Below are 17,505 nucleotides of genomic sequence, written 5' to 3' on the forward strand. Positions count from 1 at the left end.
GGCCGACACGGTCGGCCCGTCTACGTCATCGGCGGGTGTTTGGGCCGCGCCGCCGCGGGGCATGGTCGAGGGACGACCGTGGCCAGGCTCGACGGGGTGGGAGCGCGATGTGACCTCGACGAAGGACGTGCAGCAGCTCGGCGGACCCGCTGCCCCCCGGGTGGTGCGCGTGCCCTCCCTGCGCCGGCTGCTGCGTCCCGGGCCCACGCTCGTGCTGCTGGCCCTGCTGGTGGGTGCGGCCTCGGCGCCGACCGGCCCGGGGGCGCAGGCGGCGGACGCGCACGGCCGCTCCGCGCCATCCCGTGACCGGGCGTCGGCACCCCAGGTCCCCGGCTGGCAGCAGGAGGCCGAGCCACGCACCGCGGTGGCGGCCGGATCCGGGACGGGCCTCCCGGTGGCTCCCTCGCCGGTCGTGCTGCCCCTCTCCCCGGTCGTGCTGGTGGAGCCGCCCGGCAGCCCAGGCTCTGCCGTCGGGGTCGGAGCGGACCTGTGGGCCGCCTACCGCTCTGCGGCCGCCGCCGTCCCGGCGTCGTGCCACCTCGACCCCAGGCTGCTGGCAGCCATCGGCCAGGTCGAGTCCGGCTCCCTGGCGGGCCGCAGCCTCGACTCGCGCCACCGCGCGGTACCGCCGGTCCTCGGGCCCGTGCTCGACGGCAACGGGTTCGCGCGCATCCACGACACCGACCACGGCCGGTGGGACGGCGACCCGGTGTGGGACCGCGCCGTCGGCCCGATGCAGTTCATCCCCTCCACATGGGCGCGCTGGGGCGTGGACGCGGACGGTGACGGCGTGGCCGACCCGCAGGACATCGAGGACGCCTCGCTCTCCGCGGCGTACCACCTCTGCGCCGGCGGTCGGGACCTGTCCGCCCCCGCCGACCTGCGTGCCGCGATCCTGTCCTACAACCACTCGGCCACCTACCTGGCCACCGTCCTGGCCCTCGTGCCGCGGATGACCCCGGGGGCACTCGGCACCACCGTGCTCGGGAGCGCGCCCTCCGTCCAGGCCGCGCTCTTCGTGGGTCCCCCCTCGGTCCAGCCGACGACGGCCGCCCCGGTGTCCGCGTCGCCCGGGACCCGCCCGGCTGACACCCCCAGCCCGAGGACGAGCACGGCTCCCGCGGCCGGCACCCCCACGGCGGCCGCCACGCCGAGGACGGCCACCCGCACGTGGACCGGGAGTCCGACGACGTCCGCCACCTCCACGGCCTCGGGCTCGTCGACGACCTCGGGCAGCCCGACGACGACCAGCACCACGACGTCGACCACGACCAGCACCACGTCGGCGCCGTCGACCACGACCTTGCCCACCGGCACGAGCAGCCCGTCGTCCTCCACGACCACCGCCGCGTGCCCGTCCGGGTCGACGACGAGCACGGCCACCTCGGGCACGACGAGCCCCTCGTCCCCCTCCGGGACCGCCTCGCCCACCCCGACCGCCTCGTGCACGACTACGGCCGCCCCCACCCGGACGCCGGTCCCGTCGACCTCGTCCGCCACGGCCGCCGAGGCGACCCTGCTGGGCCGGACCGCCCCCTCCGCCGCGGGCTGACCAGCGGGCTGACCGGCGGGCCCGGCCGCCCCACGCCGCGCGCCGCCACCGCCCACGACCGCGGTGGAGCGGGGTCCCGTCCCGGATTCTGAGATTCCCGGCTGCTGCCGATATCTTGGCCCGTGCAAGGGCCACATGTGAGCGCCGCCACAAGCAGTGCCACACCACCATGCCGCCAGACACCGGCGGGGACCCCGCCAGGGTGAAGAAGGAGTGCCTGTGAGCGACAACGCTGTCGCCGACGCCACCAGCGTCGACCATGAGGGCGACGTGATCGCCGAGCTGACCGCACCCGTGCCCGAGGTGGGTGACGGCGGGCCCGAGATGGTCCAGCTGCTCACCCCCGAGGGGCAGCGCGTGGAGAACACCGAGTACGACGAGTACGTCAAGGACCTCGGCGAGGAGGAGCTGCGCGGCTTCTACCGCGACCTGGTCCTCATCCGTCGGGTCGACGCCGAGGCGACCGCGCTCCAGCGCCAGGGCGAGCTGGGCATCTGGGCCTCGCTGCTCGGCCAGGAGGCCGCCCAGGTCGGCTCCGGTCGCGCCCTGCGCCCGCAGGACTACGCCTTCCCGACCTACCGCGAGCACGGCGTCGCCTGGTGCCGCGGGGTCGACCCGCTCAACCTCCTCGGCCTCTTCCGCGGCGTCAACCACGGTGGCTGGGACCCGAACGAGAAGAACTTCCACCTCTACACGATCGTCATCGGCGCGCAGACGCTGCACGCGACCGGGTACGCCATGGGCATCCAGCGCGACGGAGCCGTCGGCACCGGTGACGAGGACCGCGACGCGGCCGTCATCGCCTACTTCGGCGACGGTGCGACCGCGCAGGGCGACGTCAACGAGTCGTTCGTCTACGCGGCCGTCAACAACGCCCCGGTGGTGTTCTTCTGCCAGAACAACCAGTGGGCCATCTCCGAGCCCAACGAGCGCCAGACCCGCATCCCGCTCTATCAGCGGGCGCGCGGCTTCGGCTTCCCCGGCGTCCGGGTGGACGGCAACGACGTCCTCGCCGTGTATGCCGTGACCAAGCAGGCGCTCGACGCCGCCCGCACCGGCCAGGGCCCCACCTTCATCGAGGCCTTCACCTACCGCATGGGTGCGCACACGACCTCCGACGACCCCACCAAGTACCGCGTCTCCGCCGAGGTGGAGGTGTGGAAGCACCGCGACCCGATCGAGCGGCTCAAGTCCTACCTCGTGCACGAGAAGAAGGCCGACCAGGCGTTCTTCGACGAGGTCGACCGCGAGGCCGACGAGCTCGCCGCCCACGTCCGCGAGGGCTGCCTGTCGATGGCCGACCCGACCGGCGACTCGATGTTCGACCACATCTACGTCGAGCCGCACCCGGTCGTCGAGGCCGAGCGCAAGGAGTTCGCCGCCTACCACGCCGGTTTCGCCGAGGAGGGAGGTCACTGATGGGGACCATGACCATCGCCAAGGGCATCAACTCGGGGCTGCGCGCCGCCATGGAGCGCGACCCCAAGGTCGTCCTCATGGGTGAGGACATCGGCAAGCTCGGCGGCGTCTTCCGCGTGACCGAGGGCCTGCAGAAGGACTTCGGCGAGGACCGGGTCATCGACACCCCGCTCGCCGAGGCCGGCATCGTCGGCACCGCGATCGGCATGGCCCTGCGCGGCTACCGGCCCGTCGTGGAGATCCAGTTCGACGGCTTCGTCTACCCGGCGTTCGACCACATCGTCAGCCAGGTCGCCAAGATGCGGGCCCGCTCGCTCGGCAAGGTCAAGCTGCCGATGGTCATCCGCATCCCCGTCGGCGGCGGCATCGGTGCCGTCGAGCACCACTCCGAGTCCAACGAGGCGTACTTCGCGCACACCGCCGGCCTCAAGGTCGTCTGCTGCTCGAACGCCGAGGACGCCTACTGGATGATCCAGCAGGCCATCGAGACCGACGACCCGGTGCTCTTCTACGAGCCCAAGCGCCGGTACTGGGACAAGGGCGAGGTCGCCGAGGACGGCGCCCCGCGCGAGCTGCTGCGCGCCAACGTCGTCCGTGAGGGCACCGACGCGACGCTCATCGCGTACGGCCCCATGGTCAAGACCTGTCTGCAGGCCGCCGAGGCCGCCGCGGCGGAGGGCAAGGACCTCGAGGTCATCGACCTGCGCTCGCTGTCCCCGCTGGACGTCCCCGCGCTGACCGAGTCGGTCCGCAAGACCGGCCGGGCGATCGTCGTCCACGAGGCGTCGACCTTCCTCGGCATGGGCGCGGAGATCGCCGCGACCCTGCAGCAGGAGTGCTTCTACTCTCTCGAGGCCCCGGTGATGCGGGTCGGCGGCTACAACCTGCCGTACCCGCCCAGCAAGCTCGAGGAGGAGTTCCTCCCCGACCTCGACCGGGTGCTCGACGCCGTCGACCGCTCGCTGGCCTTCTGAGAGGGGCGCGCACACCCATGTCCGTTCGTGAGTTCAAGCTTCCCGACCCCGGCGAGGGCCTGACCGAGGCCGAGATCGTCACCTGGAACGTCAAGGTCGGCGACACGGTCAAGGTCAACGACATCGTCGTCGAGATCGAGACCGCCAAGTCCCTGGTCGAGCTGCCCGTGCCGTTCGCCGGCACGGTCACCGCCCTGCTGGTCGAGGAGGGCTCGACCGTCGAGGTCGGCACGCCGATCATCGCCGTCGACACCGCCGGCGGCGCCGGTGCCGGTGCCCCGACGTCGGTGCAGGACGCCCCCGCCGAGGGCCCGGTCGAGCCGGGTCTCGAGGGCAGCCCCGCACCGAAGCTCGCCGCCGAGGTCGCCGCCGCGCAGGCCGAGGAGGAGATCGAGGAGGGCAAGATCGGCGGGACGACGTCCACCGGTCGCACGGCTGTCCTCGTCGGCTACGGCGTCAAGCAGACCGAGGCCAAGCGCCGCCCGCGCAAGCCCGGTGCAGGCGCTCCCGCGCCGGCCGACGGCGCGACCGCCGCGCCTGCCGCGGCCGTGCCCGCGGCGTCACCGGCCGCCCCGGCTGCCGCGGTCGCGACGGCTGCGGTGCCCGCTGCCCGGGCCGGTGGCGCCCGCGCGCTGGCCAAGCCGCCGGTGCGCAAGTACGCCAAGGACCTCGGCGTCGACCTGGCCTCCGTGGCCGGGTCGGGCGAGGGCGGCATCATCACCCGCGCCGACGTCGACGCCCACGCCTCGGGTGCCACGACCGGTGTCCCGGCGACCGCTCCTGCCGCCGGTGGCGGCAGCGAGGCCGGCGCGGCGGCGGCGGAAGCAGGCCAGGCGGCATACACGGCTCCGGTCTTCGCCCGCACGGGCGAGCGGGAGACGCGCATCCCGATCAAGGGCGTCCGCAAGATGACCGCGCAGGCCATGGTGGGCAGCGCGTTCACCGCACCGCACGTCACCGAGTGGGTCACCGTCGACGCGACCGCCACGATGGAGCTCGTCGAGCGGCTCAAGAAGGACCGCGAGTTCAAGGACGTCAAGGTCACGCCGCTGCTGGTGCTGGCCAAGGCGATGGCGATCGCGATCCGCCGCCACCCGGAGATCAACGCGACGTGGGACGAGGCCGCGCAGGAGATCGTGGTCAAGCACTACGTCAACCTGGGCATCGCCGCCGCGACGCCGCGCGGCCTGATCGTCCCGAACATCAAGGACGCCGACCAGATGTCGATGCGGCAGCTGGCCGAGGCGATCGGGGCCCTCACCGCCACGGCGCGCGAGGGTCGCACCCAGCCGGCCGAGATGTCGGGCGGGACGATCACGATCACCAACGTGGGCGTCTTCGGGGTCGACACCGGCACGCCGATCATCAACCCCGGCGAGTCGGCGATCCTGGCGTTCGGTGCCATCCGCCGCCAGCCGTGGGTCGTCACCGCCGAGGACGGCACCGAGACGATCGAGCCGCGCTGGGTCACCCAGCTGGCGCTGTCGTTCGACCACCGCCTGGTCGACGGCGAGCTCGGCAGCAAGTTCATCGCCGACGTCGGCGCGATCCTCGCCGACCCGGCCCGTGGGCTCGTCTGGGGCTGACCCGTACGAGGAACCCCGGCGGGACGATCCCGCATGACGAAGGCCCCGCCGCTCCGGAGAGCGGCGGGGCCTTCGTCGTGTGCGGGCCGTCCGGAGGACCGAGGCCCTCAGTGACCCATCGCCGGGGGTGCGGCCGCCGCGCGCTCGGCGTCGGCCTTGTCGGAGGCTCCCCGCTCGGAGTACGCCGACCCGCCGCGCAGCTCGACGTGCGGCAGGAACAGCATGACGAGGAAGCCGATGACCATGACGCCGGACCCGACTAGGAAGACCAGGTCCATCGAGTCCGAGAAGCCCTGGAGGAACGGCTTGGCGAGCCGGGCGTCGAGCGAGTTCAGGAACGAGGAGTCCTTGAGGACGCCGGTCCCGGAGGCGCTGCCGCCGGAGGCCTGGGCCGCCTGCATCTGCTTGGCGAACGCCGCGTTGGCCGGGTCCTTGAGCGCGGCCTGGAACTCCGGCGTCGGGACGGCCTTCTGCAGCGCGGAGGCGATCTTGTCGCCGACCGTCGAGAACAGGATCGACAGGAAGACCGCGGTACCGAGCGTGCCGCCGATCTGGCGGGTGAAGGTGGCCGAGGAGGTGGCGACACCGATCATCCGGGGCGACACGGCGTTCTGGACGGCGAGGGTGAGCGGCTGGAAGTTGAAGCCGAGCCCGAGGCCGAAGAACACCATCACGATCATCGTCTGCCACAGCGGGGTGTCCGCGTGGACGTAGTGGAAGACGAACAGCGACACCGTCAGCAGCGCGGCACCCATGATCGGGAACCGCCGGTAGCGGCCGGTGCGGCTGATGATCTGCCCGGACAGGATCGAGCCGAACATGATGCCGAGCGTCAGCGGCAGCAGGAGCAGGCCGGCCTTGGTGGGCGAGGCGCCCTTGACGATCTGCAGGTAGAGCGGCAGGCACGCGAGGCCGCCGAACATGGCCATGCCGATGAGGACCGACGCCCCGGAGGCGACGGCGACCGTGCGGTTGGTGAACAACGTCAGGGGCAGCAGCGCCTCGTCCTTCATGGCCCGCTCGACCAGGAGGAACGCCACGATCCCGAGGCCGCCGACGACGAAGCAGGCGATCGAGCGACCCGAGGCCCAGCCCCAGTCACGGCCCTGCTCGGCGACGAGCAGCAGCGGCACGAGGCCGACCGACAGCGTGACCGCGCCCCACCAGTCGATGCGGTGGTCGAGGCGGGTGTGGTTGAGGTGCAGGGTGCGGGCGACGACGAGCAGGGCGGCGATGCCGATCGGCACGTTGACGAGGAAGACCCAGCGCCAGCCGGAGATGCCGAGCAGGGTGGTCTGGCCGGCGAAGAACCCGCCGATGACCGGGCCGAGGACGCTCGAGGTGCCGAAGACGGCGAGGAAGTAGCCCTGGTACTTGGCGCGCTCCCGCGGCGGGACGATGTCGCCGATGATGGCCAGCGCCAGCGAGAAGAGGCCGCCGGCGCCGAGTCCCTGCACCGCGCGGTAGAACGCGAGCTGGAGCATCGACTGCGAGAGGGTGCACAGCACCGAGCCGATGACGAAGATCGTGATTGCGGCCGAGAAGAACTTCTTGCGGCCGTAGATGTCGGAGAGCTTGCCGTACAGCGGCGTGACGATCGTCGACGTGATCAGGTATGCCGTGGTGGCCCAGGCCTGCTGGTCCAGGCCCTTGAGGTCGTCGGCGATGGTCCGGATCGCCGTGGCGACGATGGTCTGGTCGAGGGCGGCGAGGAACATGCCCATCATCAGGCCGACGAGGATCGTGACGATCTGCCGGTGGGAGAGGGCGCCGTTGTCCGGCGGTGTGGTGGCGGTTGCTGCCATGGGTGTCAGTGCTCCGTGGTGGACGTGGTGGACGTGGGTGAGGAGAGGTGCGACCGCTCGAGGGCGGCGGTGAAGCGCTCCAGGTGGTCGGCGAAGTCGCTGGCCTCCTGGGCGGTCCAGCCCTCGAGCAGCTGCTCGAACCAGGTGCTGCGCTGCTCCTGGATCCGGGCGAGCAGGTCGTGCCCGGCGGGGCTGAGCCGCACCACCTGCGCCCGGCCGTCCTCCGGGTCGCTGACCTTCTCGAGAAGGCCGTGGCTGACCAGGCTGCTCACCTGGCGGCTGGTGGTGGAGATGTCCGAGTGCACGCACTCGGCGAGCGCCGAGACGCGGCGCTCCTCGTGGGCGAGGTTGAACAGGACCGGGTAGGCCATGGTGTCCACCGCCGGGTGCAGCCGTGGGGCGTGCTGGCGGACGGCCTTGAGCAGCTTGACCAGGCGGACCAGGTCGAGGCTGACCCGCTCGGTCGTGGCCCGGTCGAGTCGATGGGCAGGGGTCGTCATCGGAACCTTCGTCGAGGATACTTGTTTGCGGCATACAAGTATCCGCCACCGGGGCGGCACCCGCAAAACGGGGTCAGCCGTTCGGCCGACCCCGGCGCGCGACCCCTCAGGAGGTGAGGGTGAGGTTCTCCAGCACGCGCCTGGCCACGTCCTCGTCGCCGTGCGCCGTGTAGTGGATCTCGTCCACGGCGCCCCGGCCGGCGCAGCGCCGGGTGACGGCGTCGGTCGACAGCGTGATGGTGGTGAAGACGTCCTGCGGGTCGCCGTCGTGGGCCACCCCGGAGAACAGCGGGATGCCGCGTGCCTGGCCGTCCTCGCCGGCGTCCACCCACACCCCCGCGCGTCCCAGCACGGGCCCGGTCACCTCGAGGATGACGACGTTGCCGGGCGGTATGCCGGCCCGCTCGGCGACCAGCTCCGGCAGGCGGCCGAAGAGCTCCTCCATGACGATGGCGGCGGCGGGCGAGTCGAGGTCGCCGGGCCGGCCGAGGGCCTGGCGGATGTCCTGCTCGGCCACCCAGGCGGCGATGGTGTCCCGGCGCAGGGCGGCGACGGCGTCCGGGTCCTCGGTGAGGCCGCGCACCCGGCGCTCGGCGACCAGCTCCAGCTCGGAGACGAGCTTCGGCGCGCTCACCCCCGCGCGGTGCGCCGGGTCGCCTGCGACGACGTGCGCGATCTCGTCGCGCACCGTCCATCCCTCGCGCGCGGTGGGTCGGGAGAAGTCCTCGTCCCGGCAGCTGCGGCCGAGGTCGACCACGGCCTGCGTCGTCTGCTCGTACGCTGCGACGAGGCCGGCGAGGTCCTCAGGGGCTGCCGGGTGGAGAGGCATGACCCCACCCTACTTAGGCTGTCGTCATGAGCACGTCCGTGTCCGCGCCCGCCCGGCTGCCCACGCGCCTGCCGCTGTGGGTCCTGGTGGTGGCCGGCCTCGTGGCCGCCCCCCTCGCGGCGATCGTGGGACAGGCCGCCGCCGCCCCCGTGGTCTCCGACCCGGGGGCCGTCGTGCGCTGGGGTGTCGTCTATGCCCGCGTCGTCCACGACGTGGCCGCGTCGGCGACCGTGGGCCTGCTGCTCAACGCGGCGTTCCTCGTGCCCGAGACGACCCGCACCCGGCGCCGCGAGACCGCCACCCGGCTGGCCGGCGTGGCCGCGGCCCTCTGGGCGCTGGCGGCGGTGGCCGGCGCGCTGCTCACCATGGCCGACTCGATCGGCACGCCCCTCACCGACCCGGGCTTCCCGCAGCAGTTCACGACGTTCGCCTGGGAGTTCCTGCCCGTGCGGGTCGAGCTGATCACCGCCGGGGTCGCGCTGGTCGTGTGCGTGGGGGCGTTCGTCGCGACGAGCCGGGCGACGATAGCGTGGCTGTTCGCCCTCGCGGTCGGCGGGCTGCTGCCGCTGGCGCTCGCCGGCCACGCCGCCGGGGCCACCGACCACTCCACCGCCGTCAACTCCCTCGCCGTGCACCTCGTCGCCGCCACGCTCTGGGTGGGCGGGCTGCTCGGGCTCGCCGTGCTGCGGCCCCTGCTCGGTCGCGACCTGGCCGCCGCGGCCACGCGGTTCTCCGCGGTGGCCCTGTGGTGCTTCGTGGCCGTCGCGCTCTCCGGCGTCCAGAACGCCTACCTGCGTGTGGGTGACCTCGGAAACCTCGGCACGCGCTACGGCGCCCTCGTCCTCGTCAAGACCCTGGCGCTCGTGCTCCTGGGCGTGGCGGGCTGGCGGCACCGCCGGGCCCTGCTGCCCCGGCTCGCCGGCGAGGGCTCGACGGCTGCCTTCGTCCGGCTCGTCCTCGCCGAGCTGGTCGTGATGGGGATCGCGTTCGGCACGGCGGTCGCGCTGTCCCGCTCGGCACCTCCCGTCCCCGACGCGGTGGTCCCCGCCGCCAGCCGGTCCTTCATCCTCACCGGCTACCCCGAGCCCGCCGCGCTGACCGGGGCCTCGTGGGTCACCGCCTGGAGCACCGAGTGGATCTGGGTCGCCCTGGCGGTGCTCGCGGTCGGCCTCTACCTCGCCGGCGTGGTGCGGCTGCGCCGCCGCGGCGACGCCTGGCCGGTTCACCGCACCATCCTGTGGGTGCTCGGCTGGGTCGTGTTCGTGTATGCCGTGTGCGGCGCCCCCGGCGTGTACGGCCGCGTGCTCTTCTCGATGCACATGGTGATGCACATGGTCGTCGCGATGCTGGTGCCGCTGCTGCTCGTGCCCGGCGCGCCGATCCTGCTGGCGCTGCGCACCCTCCCCGCCCGGCGCGACAAGACCTGGGGCCCGCGCGAGCTGCTGCTCCAGGTCGTGCACTCCCGCGCGATGCGGGTGCTGTCCAACCCCGTGGTGGCCGCCGCCCTCTTCTTCTTCAGCCTCGCGATCTTCTACTACTCGCCGCTGTTCGAGCTGGCCCTGCGCACCCACACCGGGCACGTGCTGATGCTGCTGCACTTCCTGCTCACCGGGTACCTGTTCGTCTGGGTGCTCGTCGGCGTCGACCCGGGCCCGAGGAAGTGGCCGCCGCTGATGCTGCTCGTCGTGCTGTTCGCGACGATGAGCTTCCACGCGTTCTTCGGCGTCGTGATGACGAGCAGCACCACCGTCCTGGCGCCGGACTTCTTCGAGACCCTCAAGCTGCCGTGGATGGCCGACCCGCTGGGAGACCAGCACCGCGCCGGGGCCATCGCCTGGGGCATCGGCGAGGTCCCGACCGTGGCGCTCACGCTCATGGTGGCCATCGCCTGGGTGCGGTCGGACCGTGCCGAGAGCCGTCGCCGCGACCGGCAGGCAGACCGCGACGGGGACGCCGAGCTCGCGGCGTACAACGCGCACCTCGCGGAGCTGCGCGAGCGTGGACGAGGAGGTTCGCGATGAGGGTTGCGGTCGTGCAGGTCGGCTACGGCGACGCCGAGCCGGTCCCGGAGCGGGTCGAGCGGGTCGCCGCCCTGGTGCGGGCGCAGGCGGGCCACGACCTCGTCGTGCTGCCGGAGCTGTGGGCGCCGGGCGGCTTCGCCTACCGCGAGTGGCAGGACCGGGCCGAGCCCGTCGACGGCCCCGTCGGGCAGGCGATGTCGGCCGCGGCCCGGGACGCCGGTGTCGTCCTCCACGCCGGGTCGATCATCGAGCGCCCCGGCGGCGGAGAGGTCGGTCCCGACGGGCACGGACTCTGGAACACCTCGCTCGTCTACGGCCCCGACGGGGGCCTGCTCGCGGCATACCGCAAGGTGCACCGCTTCGGCTTCGGCGCGGGCGAGCCCAAGCTCCTCGACGCGGGCGAGGACGTCGTCGTGGTGGACCTGCCGCTGCGCGACGGCGGCAGCGTGCGGGCCGGGCTGTCGACCTGCTACGACCTGCGCTTCCCCGAGCTGTACCGCCGGCAGGTCGACGCCGGCGCCACCCTCTTCGTCGTCCCGGCCGCGTGGCCGGCCGCACGCGTGCGCCACTGGACGCTGCTCGCGCACGCCCGCGCGGTCGAGGACCAGTGCGTCGTGGTCGCGTGCAACACGGCGGGCACGCACGCCGGCACCGAGATGGGCGGGCACTCCCAGGTGGTCTCCGCGGCGGGCGAGGCGCTCGCCATGGCCGGGGCGGACGAGCAGGTCCTCAGCGTCGACGTCGACCTCGACGCTGTGGCGGCCTGGCGCGAGCAGTTCCCCGTCCTGCGGGACCGCCGGCTGTGAATCCGGTGCCCGTGACTCCGGTGACCTTGATGCCGGTGCCCGTGACGCCGGGTGCTGCTCCAGGTCCTGGTCGCGCGCCGTCAGGCGGTCATGCGCCGGTGCCGCTCGGCCACGAGGTCGGCGCGGCGCAGGTCCATGAAGGCCGTGTCGGAGCCGCAGTCGTGGCACACGACCATCGCGCTGTGCCCCAGGCCGATCACCTCGACGGCGTGCGGGTGGCAGTCCTGCCCGGTGGCGTGGGTGTGGTCGCGGCGGTGCACGGCGTCGACCGTGCTGAGTGCGACCGGAGTCGCGGTGCTGGTCCCCCTGTGCTTCATCGAAGGCACCTCCTGACTGGGATGACGAGACAGGGCCGCGCCGGGTTGCCGTCGTCGCCGAATCGTCACCGTGACGGCTCCTGGCGTCACCACCATGAGACCCCCGGGCACCGACAGGCGCACGCCGCCGCGCCGGACCGTGACCGAACACGCGAGAGAAGGACCGACCGTTGGGACGAGACGCACAGGACCAGGCCGTGGTGACCCGCACCCGCCTCCGGGCGCCGGAGCTGCGGGGCCGTGGCTGGCTGAACACCGGCGGCCGCGAGTTGTCGCTGGCCGACCTGCGGGGGCGCGTCGTCGTCCTCGACTTCTGGACGTTCTGCTGCGTGAACTGCCTGCACGTCCTGGACGAGCTGCGGCCGCTCGAGGAGAGGTACGCCGACTCGCTCGTGCTCGTCGGGGTCCACTCGCCCAAGTTCGAGCACGAGGCGGACCCCGACGCCCTGGCCGCCGCCGTGGAGCGGTATGCCGTGCACCACCCGGTCCTCGACGACCCCGACCTGGTGACCTGGCAGGCGTACACCGCCCGCGCCTGGCCGACCCTGGTCGTCGTCGACCCGGAGGGCTACATCGTCGCGTCCATGTCCGGTGAGGGCCACGCCCACGGGCTCTCCGTCCTCGTCGAGGAGCTCGTCGAGGAGCACCGGGCGAAGGGGACGCTGCGCGAGGGCGACTCGCCGTACACCCCGCCGCCGGCGCCGTCGACCGCCCTGCGCTTCCCCGGCAAGGCCGTCGCCCTCGACGACGGGTCGTTCCTCGTCTCGGACACGACCCACCACGATGTCGTCCACCTCGAGGCCGACCTGCAGACCGAGCGCCGACGCTTCGCCGACCACGAGGGTGACGGCCCCGGGCGGCTGGACGAGCCGCAGGGCCTGCTGCTGCTGCCCGCGGACGTGGTGCAGCGCGTGGGCTACGACGTGGTCGTCGCGGACTCGGTCAACCACCAGGTCAAGGGTCTGCGACTCGAGGACGGTGCGTGGACCGTGCTCGCGGGCACCGGCCGTCAGCTGCGCGAGCGGTCCGGCAGCGGTCCGGCCCTGCGGCAGGACCTGTCGACGCCGTGGGACGTCGCCTGGTTCATCGACCGTGTGGTCGTCGCCATGGCCGGCACCCACCAGCTGTGGGCGCTGCACCTGGCCGCCGACCCGGCCGAGAACACCGTCGCCGTGCTGGCCGGCACGACGGCCGAGGGCATCCGCGACGGCGTCGCCGACGAGGCGTGGTTCGCCCAGCCGTCGGGGCTCGCCGCCTCTGCCGACGGGACCCGCCTGTGGGTCGCCGACTCCGAGACCTCGGCCCTGCGCTCGCTCGACCTCACCGACGACGGCTTCACCGTGACGACGCACGTCGGGACCGGGCTGTTCGACTTCGGCCACCGGGACGGCGCCGCGGACCAGGCCCTGCTGCAGCACCCGCTCGGCGTCACCGTCCTTCCCGACGGGTCGGTCGCGGTCAGCGACACCTACAACGGCGCGGTGCGCCGGTTCGACCCGGTGAGCGGTGAGGTGACGACGCTGGCGACCGGCCTGCGCGAGCCGTCCGACGCCGTCGTCGAGCGCACGGAAGACGGAGAGACACGGCTGGTCGTCGTCGAGTCCGCTGCGCACGAGCTGGTCCGGATCCCTTTGCCCGACAAGGCGACCCGGGTCGACGGCCTCGCCCACCAGACGCAGCGACCGCGCACCGAGCTGGCTCCCGGCGCGGTCCGGCTCGAGGTCACCTTCACCCCGCCGACGGGCCAGAAGCTCGACCAGCGGTGGGGCGACCCGACCCGGCTCATGGTGTCGGCGACGCCCGAGGCGCTGCTGCGCGAAGGTGCCGGGAGCGCGCAAGGCCTGACCCGCGAGCTCGTCCTCGACCCCTCGGTCGTCGACGGCGTCCTGCACGTCTCGGTGCAGGCGGCCTCGTGCGACGGCGACCCGGTCACCGGTGAGGTCCCCGAGCACGCGGCCTGCCACCTGTACCAGCAGGACTGGGGCATCCCGGTCGTGCTCGTCGACGGGGCCCCCGACGCGCTCACGCTCGACCTGCGCGGCACCTCCTGACCCACCCCGGTCAGCCGGTGCACACCGAGTCGCCGGGACTCGGGCTCGGCCCGCAGGTCTGCGCACAGACGCGCGTGTGCCTGCGCAGCGAGCAGATCTGCGCGCAGTGGTCCGCTCGTCTGTGAGCAGACCTCCGTGTCCGCGCACGAGTTGGGGGGCCTCGGCATCCCTGCAGGTCGGCTCGTGCGGCACTACGCTCGAAGGAGCGGGTCAACCCTGGACCCGCCGGACCCCTGGAGTGAGCATGTACATCGGACTTGGGATCTTCCTGCTCGTCGTGGGCGCGATCATCACGTTCGCCTACACCGGTGACGCGAGCCTGGGCGGTGTGCTCAGCGTCCACGCCGTCGGCTGGATCTGCATCGTCGCCGGCATCCTGGCGATCCTCCTGTCGCTCGTCATCACGCGGCGCACCACGGCCGGCGGCTACTCCGCGCGGCGCGTCAGCCACCAGGACCCGGCCACCGGGACCCGCGTCGACGAGGTCGACGTCGACCGCAACGACCGTCTCTGAGTCGACCGGGCCAGCGGCCCGTCCCCGCTCCACCGAGGGCGGCACCACCGAGCGTGGTGCCGCCCTCGTCGCGTCCGGGCGGCCGCCTTGCTGCCAGCGTGCCGAGGGCAGTCCTCCCCGCCACAGGTCCGTGCGCACGGCGCTCGCGGGGGCAGTCCTCCCCATCGACGCCGTCGTGGCGTGCTGCCAACGTTCCTGCCAGCGCCGGTTCCGCAAAGGGGCAGGCCGAGCCGAACGACGAAGCAGGAGAACGAGATGCGACTGAGCACCATCACCCGGAAGCCGGTGCGCGCGGCGGTCGCCGCGGCGATCGGCCTCGGCGTCGTGGCCGGGGGAGCGGCCCTCGCCGAGGCGGCGACCGGCACCGTCAAGACCACCGGCGCGAACCTCACGGTCCGCTCCGGCCCGGGCACGACCTACCGCGCGGTGGGCAGCCTGGCCAAGGGCACGCGGGTGGACATCACCTGCCAGACCCGTGGCACCACGGTCAGCGGCCCGTACGGCACCTCGAGCTGGTGGGACAAGATCGGCAGCGGCCGGTTCGTCGCGGACGCCTACATCTACACCGGGTCCGACGGCCGGGTCGCGCCCCTGTGCGGCGGCAGCTCGTCCACGCCCAGCGGCGTCAAGGACGACTACCCCTACCGCGGCCAGGGGACCGGCGTCGACCCGTGGAACTTCTACAAGGGCCAGTGCACGTCCTTCGCCGCGTGGCGGGTCAACCACAACCTCGGCATCCGGTTCTCCAACTCCTACAAGGGCCAGCACTGGGGCAACGCCGAGCACTGGGACGACGCCGCCCGCGCGGCCGGCATCCCCGTCTCGAAGACCCCGCACGTCGGGGACGTCGCGGTCCGCAGCAGCGGCACCTACGGCCACGTGGCATACGTCGCGAAGGTCAACGCCGACGGCACCTTCATGGTGGAGGAGTACAACCACGTGCGCGCCGACACCTACAGCTACCGCAAGGCGCACCGCGGCACCGACGCCGACGGCTTCACGGACTTCATCCGCTTCAAGGGGTGACCTGGGCCCGGACGGACTAAGGGACGCACGGACGAAGGGCCGGACACCTCGCAGGAGGTGTCCGGCCCTTCGCCGTGGTGCGGGATGCGTCAGAAGGCGCTCTCGGGCACGTCCATCAGCGCGTTGTCCGTGGCCTCGGCGATGGCCCGCTCGGCAGCGAGCTTCGGCAGGACGGTGCGCGCGAAGAATGACGCCGCGGCGACCTTGCCCTCGTAGAAGTCACGGTCCTTCGCGGAGACCTCGCCCGACTGCAGGGCGCGGTTCGCGACCTCGGCCTGGCGCAGCAGGAGCCAGCCGATGACGAGGTCGCCGGCGCCGAGGAGCAGGCGGGTCGTGTTCTGGCCGACCTTGTAGAGGTTGGCGAGGTCGCCGCCCTCCTGGCGGGGGTCGGACTTCATGAGCTCGCCGACCATGAACCCGAGGATGCCCTGGACGTTCTCGAGCGCCTGCCCGAGCAGCTCGCGCTCGCGGTCGAGCGCACCGCCGTCGGTGCCGAGGTCCTTGGCGAACTCCTGCACCTGCATCGCGATGTGGGTGAGCGCCTGGGCCTTGTCCTTGATGATCTTGCGGAAGAAGAAGTCCAGGCCCTGGATCGCCGTCGTGCCCTCGTAGAGGGTGTCGATCTTGGCGTCGCGGATGTACTGCTCGATCGGGTAGTCCTGCAGGAAGCCGGACCCGCCGAGGGTCTGCAGCGACTCCTGGCCGAGGAGCACCCAGGCGCGCTCGGAGCCCACGCCCTTGACGATCGGCAGCAGCAGGTCGTTGACGCGCTCCGCGAGCTCCGCCGGGCTGCCCTTGGCGAGCTCCTCCCCGCCGGCCTCGAGCAGCGCCTGGTCGACCAGGTCCTGCTGGGTCGCGGTGTAGATGACGAGCGCACGCAGGCCCTCGGCATACGCCTTCTGGGTCATCAGCGAGCGGCGCACGTCCGGGTGGTGGGTGATGGTGACGCGCGGCGCGGTCTTGTCGCCCTGCTGGGTCAGGTCGGCGCCCTGGACGCGCTGCTTGGCGTAGTCGAGCGCGTTGAGGTATGCCGTGGAGAGCGTCGAGATCGCCTTGGTGCCCACCAGCATGCGGGCGTGCTCGATGACCCGGAACATCTGCGCGATGCCGTCGTGGGTGTCGCCGAGCAGGGTGCCGATGGCGGGCTCCTTGTCGCCGAAGGTCACCTCGCACGTGGTGGAGACCTTCAGGCCCATCTTGTGCTCGACGTTGGTGACGTAGGCGCCGTTGCGCTCGCCCAGCTCTCCGGTCGCGAGGTCGACGTGGAACTTCGGCACGATGAACAGCGACAGGCCCTTGGTGCCGGGTCCGGCGCCCTCGGGGCGGGCGAGGACGAAGTGCACGACGTTGTCGGTCATGTCGGACTCGGCCGAGGTGATGAACCGCTTGACGCCGGTGACGTTCCAGGTGCCGTCCTCGTTCTGCACGGCCTTGGTGCGGCCGGCGCCCACGTCGGAGCCCGCGTCGGGCTCGGTGAGCACCATCGTGCAGTGCCAGCCCTTCTCGATGATCCAGCGGGCCAGCTTCTTCTGCTCGTCGTTGCCGAGCAGGTAGAGCAGCTTGCCGAAGGAGTAGGACGCCGCGAACATCGCGATCGCCGGGTTGGCGCCGAGCACCATCTCGTTCATGGCCCACTTCAGGCTGGGCGGCACGACGGTGCCGTCGAGCTCGCCGGGCACGTCGACGTTCCAGAAGCCGGAGTCGACGTAGGCCTGGTAGCTCTTGGTGAACGACTCGGGCATCGTCACCGAGTAGGTCGAGGGGTCGTAGACCGGCGGGTTGCGGTCGGCGTCGGCGAAGGACGCGGCGAGCTCGTTCTCGGAGAGCCGGGCGACCTCCTTGAGCATCTCGCGGGCGGTGTCTGCGTCGACCTCGGCGTACGGGCCGCTGCCCAGCACCTCGCCGCGGCCGAAGACCTCGAAGAGGTTGAACTCGAGGTCTCGCAGGTTGCTCTTGTAGTGGCCCATCCCGGGGCACCTCCACGCTCGGAACGTCGGTGTTCCGGCCATTACCAGCCGGTAACTTCCATGGTGCTACTCGCCAGTAGCGAATGCAACCCCGAACGGAGTGACCTCAGCCGCTCGGACGATGCCGGGGGTACCACG

The 17,505-nt window shown here is 72.4% G+C and carries 14 protein-coding genes; 9 read left to right on the plus strand and 5 right to left on the minus strand.

The genetic code is table 11. The features are described 5' to 3' along the window. The first annotated feature begins 109 nt into the window (after positions 1 to 109). The 4 genes from J2X64_RS08695 to J2X64_RS08710 all read left to right on the plus strand — a co-directional run bounded on the left by J2X64_RS08695 (position 110) and on the right by J2X64_RS08710 (position 5,531). Entirely contained in the window at positions 110 to 1,552 is a 1,443-nt protein-coding gene (locus tag J2X64_RS08695) for a lytic transglycosylase domain-containing protein (RefSeq protein WP_310152464.1), read from the plus strand. Between the two features lie 219 nt (positions 1,553 to 1,771). Then, the gene (gene pdhA / locus J2X64_RS08700; RefSeq protein ID WP_397444022.1) at positions 1,772 to 2,971 is read left to right on the plus strand and encodes a pyruvate dehydrogenase (acetyl-transferring) E1 component subunit alpha; all 1,200 of its coding nucleotides are present in this window, start codon (positions 1,772 to 1,774) and stop codon (positions 2,969 to 2,971) included. Continuing rightward, positions 2,971 to 3,945, plus strand: coding sequence for an alpha-ketoacid dehydrogenase subunit beta (locus J2X64_RS08705; protein WP_310152466.1), 975 nt, complete (start codon positions 2,971 to 2,973; stop codon positions 3,943 to 3,945). Before pdhA ends, J2X64_RS08705 begins: the two co-directional genes overlap by 1 nt. 17 nt (positions 3,946 to 3,962) lie before the next feature. After that, positions 3,963 to 5,531, plus strand: a complete 1,569-nt coding sequence (locus J2X64_RS08710; RefSeq protein WP_310152469.1) for a dihydrolipoamide acetyltransferase family protein — start codon at positions 3,963 to 3,965, stop codon at positions 5,529 to 5,531. 107 nt (positions 5,532 to 5,638) lie between these two features. Here the strand turns inward: J2X64_RS08710 and J2X64_RS08715 are convergent, their stop codons facing one another. From J2X64_RS08715 to J2X64_RS08725, 3 genes are all read right to left on the minus strand, one after another. After that, complete coding sequence (locus J2X64_RS08715; RefSeq protein WP_310152473.1) at positions 5,639 to 7,336, minus strand: MDR family MFS transporter; 1,698 nt, start codon at positions 7,334 to 7,336, stop codon at positions 5,639 to 5,641. Between the two features lie 5 nt (positions 7,337 to 7,341). Beyond that, positions 7,342 to 7,836: a MarR family transcriptional regulator gene (locus tag J2X64_RS08720; RefSeq protein ID WP_310152476.1), complete on the minus strand. Its 495-nt coding sequence runs from the start codon at positions 7,834 to 7,836 to the stop codon at positions 7,342 to 7,344. Between the two features lie 106 nt (positions 7,837 to 7,942). After that, entirely contained in the window at positions 7,943 to 8,665 is a 723-nt protein-coding gene (locus tag J2X64_RS08725) for a maleylpyruvate isomerase N-terminal domain-containing protein (protein ID WP_310152479.1), read from the minus strand. Positions 8,666 to 8,691: 26 nt separating this feature from the next. Here J2X64_RS08725 and J2X64_RS08730 point away from each other — a divergent pair, with 26 nt between their 5' ends. Both J2X64_RS08730 and J2X64_RS08735 read left to right on the plus strand, forming a co-directional pair. After that, positions 8,692 to 10,686, plus strand: coding sequence for a cytochrome c oxidase assembly protein (locus J2X64_RS08730; RefSeq protein ID WP_310152481.1), 1,995 nt, complete (start codon positions 8,692 to 8,694; stop codon positions 10,684 to 10,686). Then, a complete protein-coding gene (locus J2X64_RS08735; RefSeq protein ID WP_310152483.1) occupies positions 10,683 to 11,492 on the plus strand; it encodes a carbon-nitrogen family hydrolase in 810 nt (269 codons plus the stop codon). The genes J2X64_RS08730 and J2X64_RS08735 overlap by 4 nt, the downstream gene beginning before the upstream one ends. Before the next feature lie 80 nt (positions 11,493 to 11,572). Here J2X64_RS08735 and J2X64_RS08740 read toward each other — a convergent pair whose 3' ends face one another. Beyond that, positions 11,573 to 11,809: a hypothetical protein gene (locus J2X64_RS08740; protein ID WP_310152485.1), complete on the minus strand. Its 237-nt coding sequence runs from the start codon at positions 11,807 to 11,809 to the stop codon at positions 11,573 to 11,575. Between the two features lie 170 nt (positions 11,810 to 11,979). Here J2X64_RS08740 and J2X64_RS08745 point away from each other — a divergent pair, with 170 nt between their 5' ends. The 3 genes from J2X64_RS08745 (at position 11,980) to J2X64_RS08755 (ending at position 15,400) form a co-directional block, all read left to right on the plus strand. After that, positions 11,980 to 13,860, plus strand: coding sequence for an NHL domain-containing thioredoxin family protein (locus J2X64_RS08745; protein ID WP_310152487.1), 1,881 nt, complete (start codon positions 11,980 to 11,982; stop codon positions 13,858 to 13,860). A gap of 244 nt (positions 13,861 to 14,104) precedes the next feature. Continuing rightward, positions 14,105 to 14,374 carry a DUF6458 family protein gene (locus J2X64_RS08750; protein WP_310152490.1) on the plus strand — a complete coding sequence of 90 codons (270 nt, stop codon included), beginning with the start codon at positions 14,105 to 14,107 and terminating at the stop codon, positions 14,372 to 14,374. Positions 14,375 to 14,629: 255 nt separating this feature from the next. Next, on the plus strand, positions 14,630 to 15,400 hold the full coding sequence (locus J2X64_RS08755) for a CHAP domain-containing protein (RefSeq protein ID WP_310152493.1): 771 nt from the start codon (positions 14,630 to 14,632) through the stop codon (positions 15,398 to 15,400). Between the two features lie 89 nt (positions 15,401 to 15,489). Here J2X64_RS08755 and J2X64_RS08760 read toward each other — a convergent pair whose 3' ends face one another. Continuing rightward, positions 15,490 to 17,367 (minus strand): acyl-CoA dehydrogenase, encoded by a 1,878-nt coding sequence (locus tag J2X64_RS08760; RefSeq protein ID WP_310152496.1) that lies wholly within the window; start codon positions 17,365 to 17,367, stop codon positions 15,490 to 15,492. Between the last annotated feature and the right edge of the window lie 138 nt (positions 17,368 to 17,505).

The sequence above is a fragment of the Phycicoccus sp. 3266 genome, assembly GCF_031456495.1.
In the GTDB taxonomy this organism is placed as follows: Bacteria; Actinomycetota; Actinomycetes; order Actinomycetales; family Dermatophilaceae; genus Pedococcus.